Source organism: Acidibrevibacterium sp. (genome assembly GCF_049965395.1).
Classification (GTDB): Bacteria; Pseudomonadota; Alphaproteobacteria; order Acetobacterales; family Acetobacteraceae; genus Acidibrevibacterium; species Acidibrevibacterium fodinaquatile.
Map to the genome: position 1 here is coordinate 35255 of NZ_JBMFWJ010000016.1, position 21906 is coordinate 57160.

Annotated in this window: 23 protein-coding genes; 15 read left to right on the plus strand and 8 right to left on the minus strand. The window is 68.1% G+C overall.

The annotated features are described in order from the left end of the window. Window positions 1-51 precede the first annotated feature (51 nt). The 11 genes from rpmH (at window position 52) to ACP5M5_RS07065 (ending at window position 8517) form a co-directional block, all read left to right on the plus strand. Entirely contained in the window at window positions 52-186 is a 135-nt protein-coding gene (rpmH, locus tag ACP5M5_RS07015; RefSeq protein WP_114913584.1) for a 50S ribosomal protein L34, read from the plus strand. A 25-nt stretch (window positions 187-211) separates the two neighbouring features. Then, window positions 212-565 (plus strand): ribonuclease P protein component, encoded by a 354-nt coding sequence (gene rnpA / locus ACP5M5_RS07020; RefSeq protein ID WP_427936408.1) that lies wholly within the window; start codon window positions 212-214, stop codon window positions 563-565. 44 nt (window positions 566-609) lie between these two features. Continuing rightward, window positions 610-870, plus strand: coding sequence for a membrane protein insertion efficiency factor YidD (gene yidD, locus ACP5M5_RS07025; protein ID WP_427936409.1), 261 nt, complete (start codon window positions 610-612; stop codon window positions 868-870). 2 nt (window positions 871-872) lie between these two features. After that, window positions 873-2618, plus strand: coding sequence for a membrane protein insertase YidC (yidC, locus tag ACP5M5_RS07030; RefSeq protein ID WP_427936410.1), 1746 nt, complete (start codon window positions 873-875; stop codon window positions 2616-2618). Window positions 2619-2638: 20 nt separating this feature from the next. Next, window positions 2639-3301 carry a ribosome biogenesis GTP-binding protein YihA/YsxC gene (gene yihA, locus ACP5M5_RS07035; RefSeq protein WP_427936411.1) on the plus strand — a complete coding sequence of 221 codons (663 nt, stop codon included), beginning with the start codon at window positions 2639-2641 and terminating at the stop codon, window positions 3299-3301. Between the two features lie 53 nt (window positions 3302-3354). Further along, the gene (gene fabD, locus ACP5M5_RS07040; RefSeq protein WP_427936412.1) at window positions 3355-4308 is read left to right on the plus strand and encodes an ACP S-malonyltransferase; all 954 of its coding nucleotides are present in this window, start codon (window positions 3355-3357) and stop codon (window positions 4306-4308) included. Between the two features lie 10 nt (window positions 4309-4318). After that, window positions 4319-5056, plus strand: a complete 738-nt coding sequence (gene fabG / locus ACP5M5_RS07045) for a 3-oxoacyl-[acyl-carrier-protein] reductase (protein ID WP_427936413.1) — start codon at window positions 4319-4321, stop codon at window positions 5054-5056. A 171-nt stretch (window positions 5057-5227) separates the two neighbouring features. Continuing rightward, on the plus strand, window positions 5228-5467 hold the full coding sequence (locus ACP5M5_RS07050; protein WP_114910783.1) for an acyl carrier protein: 240 nt from the start codon (window positions 5228-5230) through the stop codon (window positions 5465-5467). A gap of 18 nt (window positions 5468-5485) precedes the next feature. Continuing rightward, window positions 5486-6766, plus strand: coding sequence for a beta-ketoacyl-ACP synthase II (gene fabF, locus ACP5M5_RS07055; RefSeq protein ID WP_427936414.1), 1281 nt, complete (start codon window positions 5486-5488; stop codon window positions 6764-6766). 91 nt (window positions 6767-6857) lie between these two features. Further along, complete coding sequence (gene mltG, locus ACP5M5_RS07060; RefSeq protein WP_427936434.1) at window positions 6858-7790, plus strand: endolytic transglycosylase MltG; 933 nt, start codon at window positions 6858-6860, stop codon at window positions 7788-7790. 49 nt (window positions 7791-7839) lie between these two features. Next, on the plus strand, window positions 7840-8517 hold the full coding sequence (locus tag ACP5M5_RS07065; protein WP_427936415.1) for a TetR family transcriptional regulator: 678 nt from the start codon (window positions 7840-7842) through the stop codon (window positions 8515-8517). A 44-nt stretch (window positions 8518-8561) separates the two neighbouring features. Here the strand turns inward: ACP5M5_RS07065 and ACP5M5_RS07070 are convergent, their stop codons facing one another. Then, window positions 8562-8936, minus strand: a complete 375-nt coding sequence (locus ACP5M5_RS07070; protein WP_427936416.1) for a hypothetical protein — start codon at window positions 8934-8936, stop codon at window positions 8562-8564. 119 nt (window positions 8937-9055) lie between these two features. Between ACP5M5_RS07070 and ACP5M5_RS07075 the strand changes: the two genes are divergently transcribed. From ACP5M5_RS07075 to der, 3 genes are all read left to right on the plus strand, one after another. Then, window positions 9056-9706 (plus strand): tetratricopeptide repeat protein, encoded by a 651-nt coding sequence (locus tag ACP5M5_RS07075; protein ID WP_427936417.1) that lies wholly within the window; start codon window positions 9056-9058, stop codon window positions 9704-9706. An 11-nt stretch (window positions 9707-9717) separates the two neighbouring features. After that, window positions 9718-11052 carry a PQQ-binding-like beta-propeller repeat protein gene (locus tag ACP5M5_RS07080; RefSeq protein WP_427936419.1) on the plus strand — a complete coding sequence of 445 codons (1335 nt, stop codon included), beginning with the start codon at window positions 9718-9720 and terminating at the stop codon, window positions 11050-11052. A 162-nt stretch (window positions 11053-11214) separates the two neighbouring features. After that, window positions 11215-12585: a ribosome biogenesis GTPase Der gene (gene der / locus ACP5M5_RS07085; protein WP_427936420.1), complete on the plus strand. Its 1371-nt coding sequence runs from the start codon at window positions 11215-11217 to the stop codon at window positions 12583-12585. Window positions 12586-12629: 44 nt separating this feature from the next. Here the strand turns inward: der and ribA are convergent, their stop codons facing one another. Beyond that, window positions 12630-13640: a GTP cyclohydrolase II gene (gene ribA, locus ACP5M5_RS07090; RefSeq protein ID WP_427936422.1), complete on the minus strand. Its 1011-nt coding sequence runs from the start codon at window positions 13638-13640 to the stop codon at window positions 12630-12632. Between the two features lie 344 nt (window positions 13641-13984). On the opposite strand from ribA, the gene ACP5M5_RS07095 reads away from it, so the two are divergent. Then, window positions 13985-14719: a response regulator transcription factor gene (locus ACP5M5_RS07095; RefSeq protein ID WP_427936424.1), complete on the plus strand. Its 735-nt coding sequence runs from the start codon at window positions 13985-13987 to the stop codon at window positions 14717-14719. Window positions 14720-14731: 12 nt separating this feature from the next. Here ACP5M5_RS07095 and thiD read toward each other — a convergent pair whose 3' ends face one another. The 6 genes from thiD to ACP5M5_RS07125 all read right to left on the minus strand — a co-directional run. Beyond that, on the minus strand, window positions 14732-15559 hold the full coding sequence (gene thiD, locus ACP5M5_RS07100) for a bifunctional hydroxymethylpyrimidine kinase/phosphomethylpyrimidine kinase (protein ID WP_427936426.1): 828 nt from the start codon (window positions 15557-15559) through the stop codon (window positions 14732-14734). 4 nt (window positions 15560-15563) lie between these two features. Then, on the minus strand, window positions 15564-16931 hold the full coding sequence (gene glmM / locus ACP5M5_RS07105) for a phosphoglucosamine mutase (protein ID WP_427936427.1): 1368 nt from the start codon (window positions 16929-16931) through the stop codon (window positions 15564-15566). Window positions 16932-17029: 98 nt separating this feature from the next. Beyond that, on the minus strand, window positions 17030-18064 hold the full coding sequence (gene folP / locus ACP5M5_RS07110; protein ID WP_427936428.1) for a dihydropteroate synthase: 1035 nt from the start codon (window positions 18062-18064) through the stop codon (window positions 17030-17032). A 14-nt stretch (window positions 18065-18078) separates the two neighbouring features. Then, the gene (gene ftsH / locus ACP5M5_RS07115) at window positions 18079-20007 is read right to left on the minus strand and encodes an ATP-dependent zinc metalloprotease FtsH (protein WP_427936429.1); all 1929 of its coding nucleotides are present in this window, start codon (window positions 20005-20007) and stop codon (window positions 18079-18081) included. Between the two features lie 197 nt (window positions 20008-20204). After that, a complete protein-coding gene (tilS, locus tag ACP5M5_RS07120; protein WP_427936430.1) occupies window positions 20205-21506 on the minus strand; it encodes a tRNA lysidine(34) synthetase TilS in 1302 nt (433 codons plus the stop codon). After that, on the minus strand, window positions 21463-21906 hold a 444-nt coding region (locus tag ACP5M5_RS07125; RefSeq protein ID WP_427936431.1), incomplete at its 5' end, for a tetratricopeptide repeat protein. The genes ACP5M5_RS07125 and tilS, both read right to left, overlap by 44 nt.

Below are 21906 nucleotides of genomic sequence, written 5' to 3' on the forward strand. Positions count from 1 at the left end.
CCGATCGGTCGGCACCCGCCTTTGTAGCATGCCCCTGATGTGGAGAGCGTCGTGAAGCGCACCTATCAACCCTCGAAGCTGGTCCGCAAACGCCGCCACGGCTTTCGTGCCCGCATGGCCACCGTCGGCGGACGCAAGGTTTTGGCCGCCCGTCGCGCCAAGGGCCGCAAGCGCCTGTCGGCGTGACCGGCCGCGGCGGTTTGCCCCGGCGATGACCGTCCTTGCTGGCGCGAAAGCGAAGCCGCCGCCGCGCCTGAAACGGCGGGCGGAGTTTCTCGCGGTCGCCGCCAAGGGGCGGAAAGTGCAGACGAGCGGCTTGGTTTTGCAAGCGCTCGCGACCGGCGCACCCGCCCGCTTCGGCTTCACCGCGACCCGTAAGATCGGCAACGCGGTCATCCGCAACCGGGCGCGGCGACGGCTTCGCGAGGCGGTGCGGCTCCATGTCGCCGAGCACACGCTGGACGGGGCCGATTTCGTGCTGATCGCCCGGCGCGACACCGCGCGGCGCCCGTTCGCGCTGCTGCGCGCCGATCTCGTGCACGCGATCATGAAGGTCGCGCCGTGATGCCCGCCACCTCAAGCCCCACGCCCGCCGAGCAAGACCCGGCCATGCCGCAACGCCCGAGCCCGCCGGCCGCCCTCCTCATCCTCGTGGTCCGGCTCTATCAATGGCTGCTCCGGCCGCTGATCGGCGGCCATTGCCGCTATCACCCGAGTTGCAGCGCTTATGCCTTGGCCGCGCTCCGTGGGCATGGCGCCTGGCGCGGTGGCGGCCTCGCGCTTTGGCGGATTCTCCGCTGCAATCCGTGGATGGCGGGCGGGATCGACCCGGTGCCGCCGCCCGCCACCAGAAGCCGCCGGACCGCTTGACCATGGAACAACGCCGCCTGATCCTCGCGATCGCCCTCTCGATCGCGATCCTCATTGGTTTTCAGCTTGTTTACAAGCGCGTCGCACCGCCGCCGGCGATGCCGTCGACCCCGACCGCCGAAACCGCGCCGCCGAGCGCGCCCTCGGTTGCGGCCGGCGCCGGCGCCGGCGCCGCCGAGGCGCCAGCGACCTCCGGCCCCCGCCTTGCGATCGCCGCACCGCGCCTCGCCGGCAGCCTCGGCCTGCGTGGCGCGCGGCTCGACGATCTGGTGCTGCGCGATTATCATGAAACGGTCGCACCGTCTTCGCCGCTGGTGCCATTGCTCGCCCGCCCCGGCACCAGCACAGCGTATTATGTGCAGTTCGGGTGGAGCGCGCCGGCCGGGACGATGCTGCCACTTCCTGACAGCACCACGCTCTGGACCGCGTCCGCCCCGACCTTGACGCCGGCGACGCCGGTCACGCTGACCTGGGACAATGGCGCCGGGCTGCACTTTGCGCTTACCCTCGCGGTCGATGACAATTACATGTTCACGGTCCGCCAGAGCGTCACCAACACCACCGGAACGCCGGTTCTGCTGTTCCCCTGGGCGCGCATCCGCCGCGATTATACGCCGCCAACGGCGGGCTATTACATCCTCCATGAGGGGCTGCTCGGCGTCATTGGCGGGCGCTTGCAGGAACTCACCTACGCCAAGGCGAAAAGCGCCGGCGAACGCACCGGCGGCCTCGCTTATGAGGCGACCGCCCCCGGCGGCTGGGCCGGCATCACCGACAAATACTGGCTGACCGCCCTGATCCCGCCGCAGACGAGCGACGAACGCGTCGCCTTCCGCGATGTCACGCTCGGCAGCGAAACCGGTTATCAAGTCGATTTCACGCCAGCGACCCCGCAAACCATCGCCCCCGGCGCGGAGGCGACAACGACGCTGCATGTCTTCGCCGGCGCCAAGGAAGTCCATCTGCTCGACCGCTATGAGCGCACTCTCGGTATTCCGAGCTTCGACAAGGCAGTGGATTTCGGCTGGTTTTACTTCCTCACCAAGCCGTTTTTCTATGCCATCGACTGGCTCTATCAGCGGCTCGGCAATTTTGGCCTCGCGATCATGGCCTTTACCGTGTTCGTCAAGGCGCTGTTTTTCCCGCTCGCCAACAAATCCTATAAGTCGATGGGAAAAATGCGTCTTCTCGGCCCGAAGATGCAGGCCATGCGCGAGCGCTACAAGGATGATCCGGCGCGTCAGCAGCAGGAGATGATGGCGCTTTACAAGGCCGAAGGCGTCAACCCGGCGAGCGGCTGCCTCCCTATGCTGATCCAGGTGCCGGTGTTCTTTTCGCTCTATAAGGTGATTTTCGTAACCATCGAGATGCGTCAGGCGCCGTTCTTCGGCTGGATCCGCGACCTCTCGGCGCCGGATCCGAGCAATGTCTTCAATCTGTTCGGCCTCATCCCCTTCGATCCGACACAGATTTCGCCCTTTCTCCATCTCGGCGTCTGGCCGCTGCTGATGGGCGTTTCGATGTTCCTCCAGCAGAAGCTCAATCCGCCGCCGCCCGATCCCGTGCAGGCGCGGATGTTCCAGTTCATGCCGGTGATCTTCACCTTCATGTTGGCGCGTTTTCCGGCCGGCCTGGTGATCTACTGGACTTGGAACAATCTGCTCTCGATCGGCCAGCAATGGCTGATCATGCGCTCGGCCCATCTCGGCCCCGAGCGGGGGAAAAAGACCAAGCCGGCGCAGACCTGAACCCGCTGCCCACCGCCGCCATGCAGGAAAAAAGTGAGGACGAGACCGCAATCGCTGCCGGCGTGACGCTGTTCGCGGCCGAGAGCCGCTTCGTCCATGCCGCCCAAAGCCTCGCCCAGTTGCCGCCGCCGGGCCCGCCCGAGATCGCCTTCGCCGGCCGCTCCAATGTCGGCAAATCCTCGCTGGTCAACGCGCTCACCGGCCGGCGGCTGCTCGCGCGCGTCTCCAACCGCCCGGGGCGCACGCAGCAGCTCAATTTCTTTGCCGTCGGCACACGGCTGATGCTGGTCGACATGCCTGGCTATGGCTATGCCGAGGCGGCGAAGACGGTGAAAGCGGACTGGCAGGGGCTGATGTTCGCTTATCTGCGCGGCCGCCCGGGTCTCTGCCGGGTGCTGCTGCTGCTCGATGCGCGCATCGAGGCCAAGCCCGCCGATGGCGCGGTGATGGCGCTCCTCGATCAGGCGGCGGTGAGCTTCCAGCTCGTCCTCACCAAATGCGACGCGGTGACGCCGCCGCAATTTGCGGCAAAGCAGGCCGAGGTCGCGCGTCTCGCCCGGGCCCACACCGCGGCCCATCCCGACATCATCGCAACCAGCGCCGAAACCGGCGCCGGCATCGCCGATCTTCGGGCAACCCTGGCCGCGCTCGCGCTGCCGCCGGCGCCTTCGTTCGCACATTGACACCAGCGCCCCCGGGCGATAGGCGCGGCGGTTGATCGGTGTGAGGAAACGCCATGGTGCATGCGTTCATTTTTCCCGGCCAGGGGAGTCAGACCGTCGGTATGGGGCGCGATCTCGCCGCCGCGTTCCCGGCGGCGCGCGAACTGTTCCAGGAGGTCGACGACACGCTTGGCCAAAATCTCTCGCGGCTGATGTTCGAGGGGCCGGCCGAGACCCTGACGCTGACCGAAAACGCCCAACCGGCGCTGATGGCGGTTTCGCTCGCGGTTTTGCGCGTGCTGGAGCGCGAGGGCGGGTTCGTACTCGGCGAACGGGTGGCGGCGGTCGCGGGCCATTCACTTGGAGAATACAGCGCGCTTGCCGCGGCGAGCGCACTCGATGTCGCGGCGACGGCAAAATTGCTGCGCCTGCGCGGCGCCGCGATGCAGCGATGCGTTGCGCCCGGCGAGGGGGCGATGGCGGCGCTCCTTGGGGTCGATCTCGAGGCCGCGGCGGCGATCTGTGAGGCGGCGGCGGAGGGCCCCGATGGGCGCGAGGTGGTGCAGCCGGCCAACGACAATGGCGGCGGGCAGGTGGTGATCTCCGGCCATGCCGGGGCGGTGGCGCGCGCGATGGCGGAGGCCAAGGCACGCGGCAAGCGGGCGATGAAGCTCCCGGTCTCGGCGCCGTTTCATTGCGCGCTGATGGCCCCGGCGGCCGACGCTATGGCGGAGGCGCTGGCGCATGCGACGCTGATGCCGCCGGTGGTGCCGCTGGTCGCCAATGTCACCGCGACCAAAGTGACCGATCCCGCCCAGATCCGTGAGTGGCTCGTCCGCCAGGTGACGGGGACAGTGCGCTGGCGGGAAAGCGTTCTTGCCATGCTGGCGTTCGGCGTCGATAGTTTCGTCGAACTCGGGGCCGGCCAGGTGTTGAGTGGCCTGGTGCGCCGCATCGCGCCGGCGGATATCGCGATCAGCGCCGCCGGCACACCGGCCGAGATCGACGCCTTGCTGAGACGCCTTTGAGGATCACACCATGTTCCGGCTGGATGGCAGAGTTGCATTGATCACCGGCGCCTCGGGCGGCATTGGTGCGGCAATCGCGCGCGCGCTCCATGTCCAGGGGGCGACGGTCGTGCTGTCGGGCACCCGCGTTGCCGCACTGGAGGCGCTTGCCGCCGAACTCGGCGCGCAGGCGGTCGTCGCGCCCGCCGATCTCGCCCTTCCCGAGGCCGCCGAAAGCCTGATCGCGGCGGCGGAAGCGGCGGCGGGGCCGGTCGATATCCTGGTCAACAATGCCGGCCTGACCCGCGATGGGCTTGCGCTGCGCATGAAGGATGCCGATTGGCAGGCGGTGATCGAGGTCGATCTCGCCGCACCGTTCCGCCTTGCCCGCGCCGCACTCAAGGGCATGCTGCGCCGGCGAGTGGGACGAATCATCAGCATTTCCAGCATCGTCGGTGCAACCGGCAATGCTGGCCAGGCCAATTATGCCGCCGCCAAGGCTGGTCTCGTCGGCATGAGCAAAGCTTTGGCCCAGGAAGTCGCCTCGCGCGGGGTCACCGTCAATGTCGTCGCCCCGGGGTTCATCGAGACCGCGATGACCGACGTGTTGCCAGAGGCGCAGCGCCAGGCGCTGGCTCAGCGCATCCCGCTCGGGCGCCTCGGTCGGCCGGACGATATCGCCGGCGCCGTGGTCTATCTCGCCTCGGATGCGGCGGCTTGGGTCACCGGCGCGACGCTCCATGTCAATGGTGGCATGGCGATGCTGTGACCTGCCGCTGGAAAATCCCCGCTTGCCGTGTTGGCGCGGTCTTGCAAACCGTGCTAAGCGCGCGGGAGATTGTTCCGGCCGGCGGCGATGGGATTGCCTCGGGCGGGTCGACGTCTGAGCGCGTCAGCCGGGGCGCGTTGGCAAAGCCGGCACACAGGAGCTGAGGAACTGATGAGCGAGATCGCCGAAAAGGTGAAGAAAATCGTGGTTGAGCATCTTGGCGTCGAGGAATCGAAGGTGACGTCGGAAGCCTCCTTCATCGACGACCTCGGGGCGGACAGCCTCGATACCGTCGAGCTGGTGATGGCCTTCGAAGAGGCGTTCGGGGTCGAGATTCCCGAGGACGCGGCGGAGAAGATCAGCACCGTCAAGGACGCCATCGACTACATCGAAAAACAGAAGGCGGCCTGAGGCGGGCGGTCGAGCGGGATGCGCGCGGTGACGCGGGAGCGCCGGGTGGTGGTGACCGGGATGGGCATTGCCTGTCCCCTCGGGGTCGGCGTCGCGCCGGTATGGCAGCGGTTGATCGCCGGGGCCTCCGGCATCTCCGCCATCCAGTCCTTCGATGTCAGTGATTTGCCGGCGAAAATCGCGGGCCAGGTGCCGCAGGGCGCCCGCGCCGAAGGCAAGCTCGACGTTGCCGAGTGGATTCCGCCCAAGGACCACAAAAAGATGGATCGCTTCATCCAGCTCGGCATCGTCGCCGCGAGCGAGGCGATGGAGGATTGCGGCTGGCAGCCCGAAACCGAAGAGGAAAGCTGCGCCGCCGGGGTGATGATCGGCTCGGGGATCGGCGGGCTGCAGGCGATCTATGAGGCCTCGGTGCAGGTGCATGAAGGGAAAGTGCGGCGGCTCTCGCCGTTCTTCATCCCGTCGGCGCTGATCAATCTGGTCTCCGGCCATGTCTCGATCAAATACCGTCTCAAGGGCCCCAACCACTCCGCCGTTACCGCCTGCGCGACCGGCGTGCATGCGATCGGCGATGCGGCGCGGCTGATCGCTTATGGTGACGCCGAATTGATGCTCGCCGGCGGCGCCGAGGCCGCGGTCTGCGCGCTCGGCATCGGCGGATTCTGTGCCTCACGCGCGCTTTCCACCGGCTTCAACGACCAGCCGACGCGCGCCTCGCGGCCATGGGACAAGGATCGCGACGGTTTCGTGATGGGCGAGGGGGCGGCGGTGCTGGTGCTCGAGGAATACGAGCATGCGCGCCGGCGCGGCGCCAAGATCTATGCCGAAATCGCCGGCTACGGCCTCTCAGGTGACGCCCATCACATCACCGCCCCGGCCGAAGGCCATGAAGGGGCGTTTCGCGCCATGCGCCATGCGCTGCGCGACGCCGACCTCAGCCCCGAAGACATCCACTATGTCAACGCCCACGGCACTTCGACACCGCTCGGCGACGACCTCGAACTCGAAGCCGTCGAGCGATTATTCGGAAATGCGGCACGGGGGCTCGCGATGTCCTCGACCAAATCCGCAACCGGGCACCTGCTCGGCGCCGCCGGCGCGGTCGAGGCAGTGTTCTCCGTTCTCGCGATCCGCGACGGCGTCGCGCCACCGACCCTCAATCTCGACGCGCCGAGCCGCGCGAGCGTGATCGACCGCGTCGCGAACAGCGCCCAGGAGCGGCCGATCCGCGCCGCGCTCTCCAACAGTTTCGGCTTTGGCGGCACCAACGCCAGCATCATCTTCCGCGCCGCCCCCTGAGCCGCCGCCCGAACCCCGCCGCTGGTGGCGACGAAATCCCAGCGGTTGGTGGCCGAGCGGGCGCTGGCTCAGCCGGCTATTCTGGGCGGTGGTGCTTGCCAATGCGCTGATCGGCGGCGGGCGGCAGATCGTCGCCCGCCTGCTTGACTGGCCGGGCCCGCTTGCCGAGGCGACCGACGTCGTCGTCCCGCATGGCGGCAGCGACGCCGTCGCCGATGCCCTCGCCGCAGCCGGCATCATCAGGGATTCGCGGCTATTCCGTCTCGCGCTCCTCATCGATCGCGGCGGCGTGCTGCACGCCGGGGAATTTGCTTTTCCCGCCCATGCAAGCTTGCGCATGGTGATCGATATTCTCCGCGAGGCCCGCCCGGTGGAGCATCATGTCACGATTCCCGAGGGGCTCACCGCGGTCGAGATCGCCGCCCTGCTCGAACGCGCAACGGCGCTTTCGGGCCCGCTCCCGATGCCGATCCCGGAAGGGTCGATCCTGCCCGAGACCTACGCCTACCCCCGCGGCCTCGCGCGCGCCGCCTTGGTCGCGCGCGCGCAGGCCGCGATGCAGGCCGCCCTCGCCGCCGCCTGGGCCGGGCGGGCGCCGGGTCTGCCACTGGAGACGCCTGAGCAGGCGGTGGTTCTCGCCAGCATCGTCGAGCACGAGACGGCGCGGCCCGAGGAGCGGCCGCTGGTTGCCGCCGTGTTCCTCAACCGGCTGCGCGCCGGGATGCGCCTGCAGGCCGATACCACCGTCGTCTATGCCGTGAGCGGCGGTAAAAGCAGCCTGGCGCGCAAGCTGACGCGCGCCGACCTCGCCACCGATAGCCCCTATAACACTTACCACGTCCAGGGCCTGCCGCCGGGGCCGATCGACAGCCCGGGACTTGCCGCGATCCTCGCCGTGCTCCACCCTGCGGCGAGTGATGCACTCTATTTCGTCGCCGATGGCAGTGGCGGGCATGTTTTCGCCCGCACGCTCGACGAGCATAATCGCAACGTCGCCCATTGGCGGGCGCGGGAAAACCCGTGACAGCGGGGAGAGCCGACCGATATGGGCATGACCAGGAGGTGCGAACGTCATGGACGACACTGAATTCGATCGGCTTTTGCTCGCCGAGGCCTTCGCCGCGATCGCCGCCGAAGGTTGGCCCCGGTTCTCCATCGCCGCCGCGGCGCGGGCCGCCGGCCTGCCGCTGGAGCGCGCCCGGCTCCGATTCCCGCGCAACGCCATGGTGCTGATCCGCTTCGGACGCCTCGCCGACGCTGCGGCGCTCGCCGGCGCCCCGAGCGAGGGCTCGGTGCGCGATCGGCTGTTCGAAATGATGATGCGCCGCTTTGATGTCTTGCAGGCGCATCGCGCCGGTGTCATCGCGCTGCTCCGCTATCTGCCGTTTGCGCCGCCGCTCGCGGCGTTGCTCGGCTGCGCCAGTCTCAACAGCATGGGCTGGCTGTTGGAGGCCGCCGGGGTGTCGGCGCGCGGGCCGCTCGGCCGGGTTCGCGCGAAGGGGTTGCTGGCCGTTTGGCTCTCGGCGGTGCGGGCCTGGATGGGCGATGAGAGCGGTGATCTGGCGGCGACCATGGCGGCGCTCGATACCGCGCTTGCGCGCGCGGAACGGGCATCGCGCTGGCTTCCGGACGGCAGCCGCCACGACGCGCCGGCGCCTGATTTTCCGCCATCCGACGATATCCCTGACCACAGCGCTGATGCCCCACCACCACCCGAAACACCCGATCCCGGCCCTGGGCCGGAAGCCTGAGGGGGCGAGCCCCGGTCGCCTTATCGCTGCAAAGTCTATGGCCCTTATGGCCAAGTGCGGGTGCGGTAGGCTTCCTGTTCTGGGGTCAACTGCGTCGGCGCATCGGCGATCCCGGGGGGCGGGCTCGGCAACACCGCCGGGCTGGTCCAGCAATTGACCTCGCCGAGCGTGTGCGTGCAGTAGGGCGGCAGTGGCAGCGGCGGATCGGCCGTGCGGCAATAGGACTCGCCGCGATCGAGGCGAACCACCGAACAATCCCGCCCGGTGAGCCCCGACCAGACGACATCGAACATGTCGCGCTTGAACGCCATGACACTGACCAGATCCGCGCCGGCGACGGCCGCCACCGGCTCCGTCCACGGCGTGCCGCAGCCGGTGGGCAGAAAGCAGCATAGCAGCAGGATGAGGAAGCGTTGCATGGCTTCCTAGTCTGCCGCCAAGAAGTGAACATAATCTTGCCAAGCGGTCAGTTCGCGCCGTTTGCCGGGCCGCCGATGTCCGGCTATGGTCCGCCGCGGAATGCGGTGGAGCGTTGCGCGTGTCTGATATTTTTCAGGAAGTCGATGAAGACTTGCGGGCCGAGCGGGCCCGGCGCCTGCTGTTTCGCTATGGCGGCTGGTTGATCGCCGCCGCCCTTGCCGTGTTGGCCGCGACCGGTGCCTTCGAATATCGGCAATGGCGCCAACGCCAGGCGGACGAAAAACTCGCCGCCCGCTATCTCGACGCGGTCCACGCCGCGACCGCCGAACCCGCCGACACCAAACAGGCGCTGGCTGGCTTCGCCGCCATTATCCCCGAGGCCGGCCCCGGCTATCGCGATCTGGCAGCGCTCCAGCAAGCGGCCTTGCTCGCGAAAACCGGCCATCTGCCGGAGGCGCTGGCGATCTGGGACCGCCTTGCCAACGCCAGCGATACCGACAGGCTCCTCGCCCGGCTCGCGGCGCTGCTCTCCGTCCAGCATCAGCTCGACAATGGCGATCCGGCGATGCTCGCCACCCGTCTTACGGCACTCGAGTCGCCGGACGATCCCTATCGCGCGCTTGCCACCGAAATGCGCGCCCTGCTGGCGTTGCGCCTTGGCAAGAGGGATGATGCGAAAAAGATTTTTTCCGCGCTCCTGCACGATGAGGCAGCACCGCCCGGTCTTCGCCAGCGAGCCGGCGCGCTGCTGGCCGAACTGGGCGGATAATGGCTGCCAAGATGTCGCGCCTGACCCGCCGCAGCGCCCTGCTCGGTCCGCTTGCGCTGCTTTCGGGCTGTGGTGATTGGTTCGATTGGGACAGCGTTCTCAGCACGCCCAAGCACCCGTTGGAGGGCAAACGCGAGGATGTCGTGCATTCGAGCCACGGCCTCGTGGTCACCGAGGGCGTCGGCAAGGTCATGCTGCCGCCGCCGGTCCTCAACGCCGCCTGGCCCCAGGATGGCGGCAATCCCGCTCATCTCATGGGGCATTTGCAGGTCGGCGACAAAATCGGCGACGCCTGGCGGGTTGCAATCGGCGCCGGTGGTGGTTTCCGCCGCCAAATCACCGCAACACCAGTGGTCATCGACCAGACGGTGTTCACCATGGACAGCGACGCCGTCGTCGAAGCCTTCGACGTCGCTCGTGGCACGCGGCGCTGGCGCCTCGATACCCGCGCCAAGCAGGACAATAGCACCAATGTCGGCGGCGGCCTCGCGATCGCCCAGGATCTGCTTTTCGCCGCGACCGGTCGCGGCGATCTCGTCGCCATCGATCCCGCCAAGGGCACCGAGCGCTGGCGGCAAGCCCTCGCGATGCCGATTCGCTCCGCCCCGACGATCGCCGACGGCCGCATCTTCGTCGTCACCATCGACGACAAGATCTACGCCCTCGACGTCAACGGCGGAAAACAGCTCTGGATGCACCCGGCGGCCACCGTGACGACGGCGGCGCTCGGCCTGCCGGCGCCGGCCTATGCCCAGGGGCTGGTGATCGCCGGCTTCGGCTCGGGCGATCTGCTCGCGCTCCGCGCCGAGAGCGGTACCCTCGCCTGGAGCGACCAAATCACCACGGGCGGCAACGGCAACACGCTCGCCGACATCTCCTCGATCACCGCGATGCCGGTGGTCTCCGGCGATCACGTTTACGCGATCGGCCTCGGCGGCCTGATGGTCGCGATCGAGCTCCATGTCGGCCGGCGGCTTTGGGAGCGCGAGGTGGCAAGCGGCCAAACCCCCTGGATCGCCGGTGACTGGGTGTTCATCCTCTCCGAGGATGCCGAGGCCGCCGCCATCCATATCCCAGACGGTAATGTCGCCTGGGTCACGCCGCTGCCGCATTACATGAACCCGAAGAAACAAAAAGACCCGATCAGCTGGATCGGGCCTTTGCTCGCGAGCGACCGGCTGATCGTCGCCGGCAGTAACGGGCAGGTGCTCTCCCTCAGCCCTTATAGCGGCAAGATCCTCGGGCAAATCCAGTTCAAAAAGACCAATGTCGCGGTGTCCCCCATCGTCGCCAATAAGACGGTTTACATGGTGACCAATGACGGCGCCCTGTTGGCGATGCGCTGATGGAAGTTGTAAGTTTTCGTTCTTTTTTAAAAAAAAGAACCAAAAAACTTTTATCCCGTGCCGTCGTGCCTGCGGCGGTCGTCACACTAAGAAGACAGGACAAAAGTCTTTTTGCTTCTTTTTCTTCAGAAAAAGAAGTTTTTTCTTGAGTATGTTAGGATCGTGAAGACGGATAAATCCCGCCGCGTCGTCGTCATCGGGCGGCCGAATGTCGGCAAATCGACGCTGTTCAATCGCCTCGTTGGCCGCCGTGTCGCGCTGATTGCCGATCTTCCTGGCGTCACCCGCGACGCTCAGGAGGCGCCGGCGCGGCTCCGCGGGCGTGATGTCATCCTGGTCGATACCGCCGGGCTCGAGGAAGCAGCGCCCGAGACGCTGGCGGGGCGGATGCGCGCCGGCGCTGAGACCGCGGTTGCCGGCGCCGATCTCGTTTTACTCGTGGTCGATGCCCGCGCCGGCATCACGCCGGCGGATGCGCATTTTGCCGCGTGGTTGCGGCGTCAGGGGCGGCCGGTTCTGGTGGTCGCAAATAAGGCGGAAGGACGGAGCGGCGGCGCCGAAGCCTTGGAGGCCTATCGTCTCGGCCTCGGCGCGCCGATCGCGGTCTCGGCCGAGCATGGTGAGGGCATCGCCGATCTGATGGGCCATATCGCCGAGGCGCTCCCCGATGATGCCGAAGAAAAAGACGGTGAGACCAAGGATGCGTCCTCCGCCTTGCCGCTCCGGCTTGCCATTCTTGGGCGGCCGAATGCCGGGAAATCGACCCTGATCAACCGCCTGCTCGGCGCCGAGCGCCAATTGACCGGGCCGGAGCCGGGCATCACCCGGGATGCGATCCGGATACCGCTCCTCGATGCCGCCGGCGCGATCGAGCTGATCGACACCGCCGGCCTCAGGCGGCGGGCGCGGATTGAGGCGCCGGTCGAAAAACTCGCCGCCGCCGCCGCGCTCGCCGCCTTGCGCCGCGCCGACGTGGTGGCGCTGGTGATCGACGCCGCCCTTGGTCTGCACGACCAGGATCTGCAAATCGGGCGCCTTGCCGAGCAGGAAGGCCGCGCCGTGGTCATCGTGCTCAATAAATGGGACGCCGTGCGCGCCCAAGATGAGGCTCGCCGCGCCATCGCCGAGCGGCTGGAGGCGAGCCTCGCGCAGCTACGCGGCATTGCGACCGTCCCGCTCTCGGCGGCGACTGGCCAGGGGGTTCAGCGCTTCCTGCCGGCGGTGCGGCGGGCTTATGAGATTTGGAGCCGTCGGATCAGCACCAGCGACATCAATCGCTGGCTGGCGGCGGCTTTGGCGCGCAACCCGCCCCCCTTGCTCGAAGGGCGGCGCCTCAAACTGCGTTACGCGACCCAGGCGAGCACTCGCCCGCCGACCCTGGTGCTGTTCGGCGGCCGCGCCGACCGCCTCCCCGACGCCTATCGCCGGTATCTGGTCAACAGTCTGCGCGAGACCTTCGACCTCCCCGGCACCCCGATCCGCATCGATCTCCGCCCGACCCAAAACCCCTATGAGGACGGCAAGCGGGCCTAGAGCGCGATCGGTTTAAGTCGATCACGCTCTAAACCTACCTTGCTCTAGAATTTATGCTCGAACCGCCGCGCCTTGGTTTCGAGATAGGCATCATTGACCCCGTTCGGGGCGATCACCAGGGGTTCGCGCCCCGCGATCTCGATGCCGTAGGCGGCCAGCGCCTCAACCTTGGCGGGGTTGTTGGTGAGGAGACGGAGCCGCCGGATGCCGAGTTCGGAGAGCATGGTGGCGGCGATCAGGAAGCGGCGCTCATCGGCGCCCCAGCCGAGCGCCCGATTGGCGTCCAGCGTGTCGAGGCCGCGATCCTGCAGCGCATAGGCGCGGAGCTTATTGACGAGGCCGATCCCGCGCCCCTCCTGCGCGAGATAGAGCACGGCGCCCGCCCCCTCGGCGGCGATGCGGCGGATCGCGAGCCGTAATTGCGGGCCGCAATCGCAGCGGAGACTGCCGAGGAGATCGCCGGTGAAACACTCCGAATGGAGCCGCACCAGCGGCGTCGCCACGCTCTCCGGCGCGCCGATGACGATGGCGAGATGCTCGATGCCGGCGTCCGGCGCGCGAAACGCGACGACGCGGGCGTCGGGCGCGTCGGCCAGCGGCACCGCCGTCTCGGCGACCCGGCGCAAATTCGCCGCCTCGATATCGGCGCCGGCGAGGACGTCCTCGATCGCGATCGTGAGCAGCCCGAGCGCGTCTGCCCGCGCCACCGCGTCCACCCGCGCCGGTGCCGCGACCATCGCCGGCAATAGCCGCGCGAGTTTGGCGAGAGCGAGGGCGCCGGCGGCTTCTTCGGGCGCCGGGTCGAGCAGCGCCGGCGCGGCGCTAGGCGGCAGCAAATGGGCGGCAAGCGTGGGGTCGGCGAGATGGCGCAGGGTTTCAGGGGCGAGCAGCGCCGGATCGAGCGCGAGCGCGACCGCCGCCTGATCCTGGCGCACGGCGCGCCCGAGGAGGGCTGCCGCCCGCGCCGGCGCGAGCAGGAGCTGCGGCGCCGCCTCGGCCAATGCCGCGATCTCGCCAAGGCTCCGCGTGGTCAGCGTCTCGGCGGGGCAGATCACGAAATCTTGTCGCGCCGTGAGCAGGACCGGAACACCGCGTCGTGCATCTCCGATCGCCCGGTGCAACGCCCTGAGACGCAGCGTCTCAGCATCAGAAAACGGCAGATTTCCGCGGCTTCGCGCAGACTGCGCAGCGACCTCGGGCGGGCTCGGGGAAGCGGGAAGCGGGCTTGGCACGGGGGTTCGCCTTGGTTGACCGCGGACGGACATCGTTCCACACCAGCATCGCGTGCGGCCAACACCCATCGCTTTTCGCTCAAGAAAATGGGCGCGATGGCGCGGCGGCGCAAGATGGCTGCCAAAGCGGCGGCAACAGGGACACCAGATGCCAAACGAGGGAACCCATGTCCGGTGAACGACCCATCCTGCTCGTTGACGACGATCGTGCGCTCCGCGAGACCCTGGCCGAACAGCTCACGGTGGACGGCGCGTTCGCCGTGACCGAGGCCGCCAGCCTTGCCGAGGCGCAAGCCCGGCTGGCGGAGGAGGATGCGCGATTTGACGCGGTCATCCTCGATGTCAGCCTGCCCGACGGCGACGGCCGGGATTTCTGCGCCAAATTACGCAAAAATGGCATCAAAGTGCCGGTGATCATGCTCACCGCCGCCGATGACGAGGCCGATGTGGTGCGCGGGCTCGAAGCCGGCGCCAACGACTATGTCGCGAAACCTTTCCGTCTCGCCGAGCTGCTGGCGCGGCTTCGCGTTCAGCTACGGGTTTTCGAGAACAGCGAGGACGCGGTCTTCATGATCGGCCCCTACACGTTCCGCCCGGCGGTGAAGCTGCTGCAGGAGCCGGCCAAAAACCGTCGCATCCGGCTCACCGAAAAAGAGGCGGCGATCCTGAAATTCCTCTATCGCGCCAATCCGAAGCCAGTGCCCCGGCAGATCTTGCTGAACGAGGTCTGGGGCTACAACGCCTCCGTCACGACGCACACGCTGGAGACGCATATTTATCGCCTGCGTCAGAAAATCGAGACCGACCCGACCCGCGCGACCCTCCTCGTCACCGAAGGCGGCGGCTATCGGCTCGATCTGCCGCCGGACGTCGAGGCGACCTCCCGACATGAGCGGAAGTAACCCTCCCGCGGCTCAGCCATCCCTCCAGCGCCGCTCGATCGTCACCATGTGGCCGAGCGGGCCGTGGCCACGGCCGATGCCGGGGGCGGCGGCGATCGCCGCCTGAACATAGGCATGCGCCCGCGCGACCGCAGCGCGCAGCGAGAGGCCGGCGGCGAGCCCGGCGGCGATCGCGCTCGCGAGCGTGCAGCCGGTGCCGTGGGTGTGGCGGCTCGGCTGGCGTGGCGCCTCGAACGTCTCGACCTCGTCTAGCGTCGCAAGCAGATCGGTGACGGTCTCACCGGCAAGGTGCCCGCCCTTGAGCAGCACCGCCGGCACGCCGAGGGTGAGGAGCGCCACCGCCGCGTCATGCATCGCGTCGCGATCGGGGATGCGCATCCCGGCCAGCGCCTCGGCCTCGGGGATATTCGGCGTGAGAAGGGTTGCAAACGGCAGCAGGCGGCGCTTGAACACGGTCATCGCGTCGGCCGCCAGCAGCGCCTCGCCCCCTTTGGCCAACATCACCGGATCGATGACCACCGGCAAACCCTGGCCCGCGAGCGCCAGCGCATCGGCAACCGCCTCGATGGCGGCGACCCCGCCGAGCATGCCGATCTTGATCGCATCGGCGCCCGGATCATCGAGCGCGACGGCGATCTGGCGCGCAAGAAAGGCCGGCGGGATGGGAAAAATCTCGTGCACCCGCTCGGTATCCTGGATGGTGAGCGCGGTGAGCGCGGTCGCGGCATAGGCGCCAAGCGCGGTCAGCGTCTTGATATCGGCCTGGATGCCGGCGCCACCACCGGAATCGGAGCCGGCGATCACGAGAACCCGGCCGATCCGGGGGGGCGCCACGTCCATCCCCTCAGCCCACGCTTGAGATGGCGGCCGCAGTGGAAATCACCGCCGCAAGTTCGCCGACGACGCGCTGCACCAGCGCCTCATCCTCGGCCTCGGCCATGATGCGCAGAACCGGCTCGGTGCCGCTCGGGCGGATGAGCAGCCGGCCGTTGCCCGCCAGCGCCGCCTCCGCCGCGGCCACCACCTTCTGCACCTCGCGATCCTCGAGCGGCGAGGGGCCGCTGAAGCGAATGCTCTCCAGCCGCTGCGGCAGCGGCGTGAAGACATTGCAGACCGCGCTCGCTGGCCCGCCGGCGGCGACCAGCACCGCGAGCACCTGCAACGCCGCGATCAGGCCATCGCCGGTGGTCGCGAAATCGGAAAGGATGAGATGCCCGGATTGCTCGCCGCCGACATTCATCCCGCCGGCGCGCATCCGCTCGGCGACATAGCGGTCCCCCACCTGGGTGCGGTGCAGCGCGAGGCCGAGCCCGACGAGAAACCGCTCGAGCCCGAGATTGGACATCACCGTCGCGACGATGCCGCCGCCGACGAGCTGCCCGGCGTCGCGCCAGCGCCGCGCGATCAGCGCAAGGATCTGATCGCCGTCGATCAGCCGGCCGCTTTCATCGGCGAGCACCAGCCGATCGGCGTCGCCATCGAGGGCGATGCCGAGATCGGCGCCTTCCTCGCGCACCCGCGCGCAGAGCAGTGCCGGATCGGTCGAGCCGCAGCCCTGATTGATGTTGAAGCCGTTGGGCGCAACGCCGAGCGGCACCACCTGCGCGCCGAGTTCCCAAAGCACGGTGGGTGCGACGCGATAGGCGGCGCCGTGGGCGCAATCGAGGACGATCTTGAGCCCGTCGAGGCGAAGCCCGCGCGGAAAGCTCGCCTTCGCGGCCTCGATATAGCGCCCCGAGGCATCTTCCAGACGCGATGCGCGGCCGAGATGATCGGGTGCGGCCATTTGCGCCGCGAGATCACGCGCCATCAGCGCCTCGATCTCCATCTCGGTCGTATCCGAGAGCTTATAGCCGTCTGGGTCGAAGAGTTTGATGCCGTTATCCTGATAGGGATTGTGGGACGCCGAGATCATCACCCCGAGATCGGCGCGCAAACTGCGCGTCAGCATGGCGATCGCCGGGGTTGGCAGCGGCCCGACCAGAACCACATCCATCCCGGCGCCGATGAAGCCCGCGGTGAGCGCGGGTTCGATCAGATAGCCGGACAGCCGCGTATCCTTGCCGATGACGACGCGATGACGATGGTCGCCGCGGGTGAATACCACCCCCGCCGCTTGGCCGAGGCGAAGGGCGATTTCCGCCGTCATCGGCGCGACATTCGCCGTACCTCGGATGCCGTCGGTACCGAACAGACGGCGGATCTTGTTCATCAACGCAACTCCCGCTTGCCCAGAGTCTCGAGCGCCGGCCGCGCGGCCCTCAAGTCAAAGTCTTTTGGCTTCTTTTTCTTCAGAAAAAGAAGAACCCCTTATAATACTCTTTCGCTTTCCGAAAGGTTATCCCAAACCCGCACCGCCTGGACGGTTTCGGCGACATCGTGCGCACGAAGAATGAACGCACCGTGAGCAAGCGCAAAAAGTCCGGCGGCGATCGAACCCGGCGCCCGCCGCGATGCCTCGCCCTCGCCAGACGCCATGCCAACCAGGCGTTTGCGTGAGACCCCGATCAGCAGCGGGCAGCCGAAATTGGCGAACACAGCGAGGCGGCGCATGAGAGCGAGATTCTGCCGCCCCTCTTTGGCGAAACCGAAGCCCGGATCGAGCGCGATCCGGGCCGACGCAATGCCTGCGGCAAGTGCCGCATCGAGACGGGCGCCGAGTTCGGCGGCGACCTCGTACGCGACATCGCCATAGGTGGCCAGGGATTTCATCGTCGCTGGCGTGCCGCGCATATGCATCAAGACCACGGCGCAATCGCGCCGCGCGACCAGCGCCAGGGCGTCGGGATCATGGCTGAGGCCGGAGACGTCGTTGATGATCGCCGCCCCGGCATCGAGCGCTGCCACCATGGTCGCGGCATGGCGGGTATCGGCCGAGACCAATATGCCGCGTGCGGCGAGGGCGCGGATGACGGGCAGCACGCGGCGTTGCTCCTCGTCCGGCGCGACCGCTTCGGCGCCGGGGCGGGTGCTTTCCCCGCCGACATCGATGATCGCCGCCCCAGCTTCTGCCATCGCCTGGCCGGCGGCGATCGCCGCCTGATGATCGAAATGCCGCCCGCCATCGCTGAAACTATCGGGGGTGACGTTGAGAATGCCCATCACCGCCGGCCGGTCGGTGGGAAGCCCGGCCCAGGGTGGCGGCTTTGCGGTGATGCGCGCGCGCAACGGCGCGAACTCGTCGGGGATCGCGGTCACTGGAACGATCCGCGCCCCGCCCTCGTCGATCAGCCGAGCGAGGGTGAAGGCAAGCCGCCCGCCGGCGAGCGGTAGCGCCAAACCTTGCGCCACCGCCGCGGACGCCGCTTCGCCATCGAGCAGGCCGAGAGGTTCGATCAGCCGCATGCGGCAGGGCGCGCTCAGCCGGGAAGCGGTGCCGGGCCGAGGCCGCCGGGTGGTGTCGCCGGCGGCACGGGGCGCACCGTCGTCGGCACCGAGGCGCGGCGGCTATCCACCGCCGGCTCGTCGGCGAGCTTGCGGATCACTTTCTCGCCGCGCAGCACGGTTCTGATCTCATCGCCGGAAAGGGTCTCGTATTCCAACAAGCCCTGCGCCAAGCGGTGCAGCTCGTCGATATGATCGGTGAGGATCTTCTTGGCGCTGGCATAGGCGTTGTCGATGATGCGCTTGATCTCGGCGTCGATCGCGCGCGCCGTCGCCTCGGAAATGTTTTTCTGCTGTGTCATCGAGTAGCCGAGGAACACTTCCTGATTATTGTCGCCATAGGCGATCATGCCGAGCGCATCACTCATACCCCATTCGGTGACCATGCGGCGTGCCTGATTGGTCGCCATCTTGATATCGCCGGCGGCGCCGTTGGAGACGTTGTCGGGGCCAAAGATGATTTCCTCGGCGGCGCGCCCGCCCATTGCCATGGTGAGTTCGGCGAGCAGTTTCGACCGGCTCTTGGAATAGCGATCGCCCTCCGGCAGGCTCATGACGAGACCGAGGGCGCGCCCGCGCGGAATGATCGTCGCCTTGTGGACGGGATCGCATTCTGGCTGATGCAGCGCGCAAAGTGCGTGGCCGCCCTCGTGATAGGCGGTCATGCGCTTCTCGTCATCGCTCATCACCAGGCTGCGCCGCTCGGAGCCCATCATCACCTTGTCCTTGGCGTTCTCGAATTCCGCCATCGCGACCACTCGGCGGCCGTTGCGCGCGGCCAGCAACGCCGCTTCGTTGACCAGGTTGGCGAGATCGGCGCCCGAAAAACCCGGCGTGCCGCGCGCGATGACGCGGGGATCGACGTCGCTCGCGAGCGGCACTTTGCGCATATGAACGCGCAGGATTTTCTCCCGCCCGTTCACGTCGGGGTTCGGCACCACCACCTGGCGGTCGAAACGGCCGGGGCGGAGCAAGGCCGGATCGAGGACATCGGGGCGGTTGGTCGCCGCGATCAGGATCACGCCCTCGTTTGACTCAAACCCGTCCATCTCGACGAGAAGCTGGTTCAGCGTCTGCTCGCGCTCGTCATTGCCGCCGCCGAGCCCGGCGCCACGATGGCGGCCAACGGCATCGATCTCGTCGATGAAGATGATGCAGGGGGCGTTCTTCTTGCCCTGCTCGAACATGTCGCGCACCCGGGAAGCGCCGACGCCGACGAACATCTCGACGAAATCCGAGCCCGAAATGGTGAAGAACGGCACATTGGCTTCGCCGGCGATGGCGCGCGCAAGCAGCGTTTTGCCAGTGCCGGGCGGGCCGACGAGCAGGCAGCCCTTCGGGATCTTGCCGCCAAGGCGCTGGAATTTCTGCGGATCCTTGAGGAATTCGACGATTTCCTCAAGTTCGTCCTTGGCCTCGTCGATGCCGGCGACATCCTCGAAGGTGACACGTCCCTGCTTTTCGGTGAGCAAGCGCGCGCGCGATTTGCCAAACCCCATGGCGCGACCACCGCCGGCTTGCATCTGGCGCATAAAAAAGACCCAGACGCCGATCAGAAGCAGCATCGGGAACCACGACAGCAGATAATGCAGGAGCGGGTTGACGTCGCTATCCTCGGGCTTGGCGATCACCCGCACGCCTTTTTCGGTCAAGCGCCCGACTAGGGTCGGGTCCTCCGGCGTATAGGTCTGGAAAGCGCGGCCATCGGCGAGCTGGCCGGTGACGGTGCGGCCCTGGATCACCACGTCGCGCACGTGACCGGCATTGACGTCGGCGATGAAGTCCGAATAGGCGACCTGGTTTGCCGCCGGGCGCCCGGAATTAGGCTGAAAAAGGTTGAACAGCACCACCAAAAGCAGGGCGATGACTACCCAGAGCGCTAGATTACGTCCGAAATTGCTCATTCTGATCCGATCCTGAGGCCGAAACCCTGACCCGCCCTAGCCGCCCCGACCCCGCGCGAGCCATGTTCCGGGTCGGTTTCACGCCATTACATAAGGTGCCGATGAGGGTTTCGCATCCCCAATCGACACCCCACCTCCGCAATCCTACCCCAGCCCGGTTTACGCTTGGTCAATGTCGTCAATTTTCGCAATTCTCTTCAATTTCCCTCGACCGCCGCGGCGAGCGGCGTGAAAAACACCGGATACTGCGCCGCCACCGCCGCCTCTGGCCAGAGAAGATGCGGCACGATCAGCCGCTCGGCAAGCCGCAGCGCGGGGAGGCTGGGCAAAACCGCCGCCGGCAGGTGGCGTGCGGCGGGGAAATGGCGGCGGCCGACCGGACCCAGCGCCCCGAAGCTCGCCGCCGCCGGCACGACCGGGATAGCGCCGAGGCGAAACCGCCCATCCCACACCGCCCCCGGCCGCGCCGGGACGGGAGGCGCCAGCGCCGCCGGCTCGCGCACCAGGAGGAAGCCCCCCTGAAATCGCCCGGTGCCATGCCGCCCCGCCGGCAAGAAGCGGACGCCGGCGAGTGTCGCCGGGCGCAGCAACGCCGCAAGCCCGGCAAGCGCTCGCCGCGGCGGCGGATAGGGCCGACCACCGATCATCCGGACCAAAGCCGCGAGCGCGTCCGGCGCGATCGCGCCGGGCGCGAGCAGGGCATAGCCTTCGGGAAACAGCGCCGCCCGCGCGGCGAGAGCGGCGGCGATCGCGGTATCGCGGGCGGCGCGCGCCTTGCTGCGGGCGGCGGCGGCGGCGGCCAGCCCCGCACTTCGCGCCGGCATCGCGGCAAGTGGGCGCAGACGCGCGCGAAGCGTCCGTGGATCGGCGTTGGAGGGATCCTCGACCCACTCAAGCCCGGCGGCGTGCACACTGGCGCGAAGCCGCGCCGGCGCCACGGTGAGCAGCGGCCGGAGCAACGCGATCTCGCCGCCCGCAGCGAGGGACCAACCCGCCATGCCGGCGAGCCCGGCCGGGCCGCTCGCCGCAAGTGCCCGCATCAAGAGCGTCTCCGCCTGATCGCCGGCGTGATGGCCGAGCAACAGATGGGCCGCCCCACCGGCCGCCGCCGCCGCCACCAGCGCGGCATAGCGCGCCACCCGCGCCCGCGCGGAGAGGCCTGGCCCCGGCGCCAGCCCTGCGAGCCGGATCACGCGCGCGGCAATCCCGCACCCGGCCAGCCGCGCCCCGGCGAGAGCTGCCTCGGCCGCCGATTCGGGGCGCAAGCCATGATCGACGATCACCGCGAAAACCGTTCCGCAACGCGCCTCGGCCCAGCGCGCGGCGAGCAGGGCGAGGGCCATACTGTCGGCGCCGCCAGACACCGCGAGCGCAAGACGCGGCGGCGCGCCAAACGGCCCGAGCGGCGCCATCAAAGCGGCGAATTCCTCCTCCCCGACCGGAGGCGCGGCGCGTTCAGCCGCAGGCGGCACGCTGGCGAAGGGTCTGGGCGCGATCACGCAAACCCTGACGCGCGGCGGGAAATTCCTTGGCGAATTTGGCGAGCGTCGCGCAGGCGGCAGGCTTGGCGTTGATCGCGGTCAGGGAGTCTGCGAGGCCGAGCAGGGCGTCTGGCGCGCGCGGGCCGGTCGGCGCGGCTTTGTAGGTGTCATCGAAGGCCAATGCCGCCTTCTGATATTGATGCTGCGCCGCGAGCGACTCCCCGAGCAGGAAGTGCGCATCGACGGCATGCCCACCGCCCTTGAGGGCCAGCACCTGCTCGGCGGCATCCGCGGCGCTGGCATAGTCGTGGCGGACGAACGCGTTTCGGCCGTCCTGCAAAAGGGACTCCGCGGTCGGTTTCGCCGGTTTCGCCGCACCCTCCTTGGCAGCCCCAACGGCGGGCGACGCGGCCGGCGA

Excerpts from the sequence above, each read along its gene's own strand:
- yihA (WP_427936411.1), top strand. The coding sequence starts at position 2,639 with ATGCAGGAAAAAAGTGAGGACGAGACCGCAATCGCTGCCGGCGTGACG.
- thiD (WP_427936426.1), bottom strand. The coding sequence starts at position 15,559 with ATGGACGTGGCGCCCCCCCGGATCGGCCGGGTTCTCGTGATCGCCGGC.
- ACP5M5_RS07070 (WP_427936416.1), bottom strand. The coding sequence starts at position 8,936 with ATGCAACGCTTCCTCATCCTGCTGCTATGCTGCTTTCTGCCCACCGGC.
- yidD (WP_427936409.1), top strand. The coding sequence starts at position 610 with ATGCCGCAACGCCCGAGCCCGCCGGCCGCCCTCCTCATCCTCGTGGTC.
- fabF (WP_427936414.1), top strand. The coding sequence starts at position 5,486 with ATGCGCGCGGTGACGCGGGAGCGCCGGGTGGTGGTGACCGGGATGGGC.
- ACP5M5_RS07050 (WP_114910783.1), top strand. The coding sequence starts at position 5,228 with ATGAGCGAGATCGCCGAAAAGGTGAAGAAAATCGTGGTTGAGCATCTT.
- folP (WP_427936428.1), bottom strand. The coding sequence starts at position 18,064 with ATGCGGCTGATCGAACCTCTCGGCCTGCTCGATGGCGAAGCGGCGTCC.
- glmM (WP_427936427.1), bottom strand. The coding sequence starts at position 16,931 with ATGAACAAGATCCGCCGTCTGTTCGGTACCGACGGCATCCGAGGTACG.
- ACP5M5_RS07095 (WP_427936424.1), top strand. The coding sequence starts at position 13,985 with ATGTCCGGTGAACGACCCATCCTGCTCGTTGACGACGATCGTGCGCTC.
- fabG (WP_427936413.1), top strand. The coding sequence starts at position 4,319 with ATGTTCCGGCTGGATGGCAGAGTTGCATTGATCACCGGCGCCTCGGGC.
- fabD (WP_427936412.1), top strand. The coding sequence starts at position 3,355 with ATGGTGCATGCGTTCATTTTTCCCGGCCAGGGGAGTCAGACCGTCGGT.
- yidC (WP_427936410.1), top strand. The coding sequence starts at position 873 with ATGGAACAACGCCGCCTGATCCTCGCGATCGCCCTCTCGATCGCGATC.
- ftsH (WP_427936429.1), bottom strand. The coding sequence starts at position 20,007 with ATGAGCAATTTCGGACGTAATCTAGCGCTCTGGGTAGTCATCGCCCTG.
- ACP5M5_RS07080 (WP_427936419.1), top strand. The coding sequence starts at position 9,718 with ATGTCGCGCCTGACCCGCCGCAGCGCCCTGCTCGGTCCGCTTGCGCTG.
- rnpA (WP_427936408.1), top strand. The coding sequence starts at position 212 with ATGACCGTCCTTGCTGGCGCGAAAGCGAAGCCGCCGCCGCGCCTGAAA.
- ACP5M5_RS07065 (WP_427936415.1), top strand. The coding sequence starts at position 7,840 with ATGGACGACACTGAATTCGATCGGCTTTTGCTCGCCGAGGCCTTCGCC.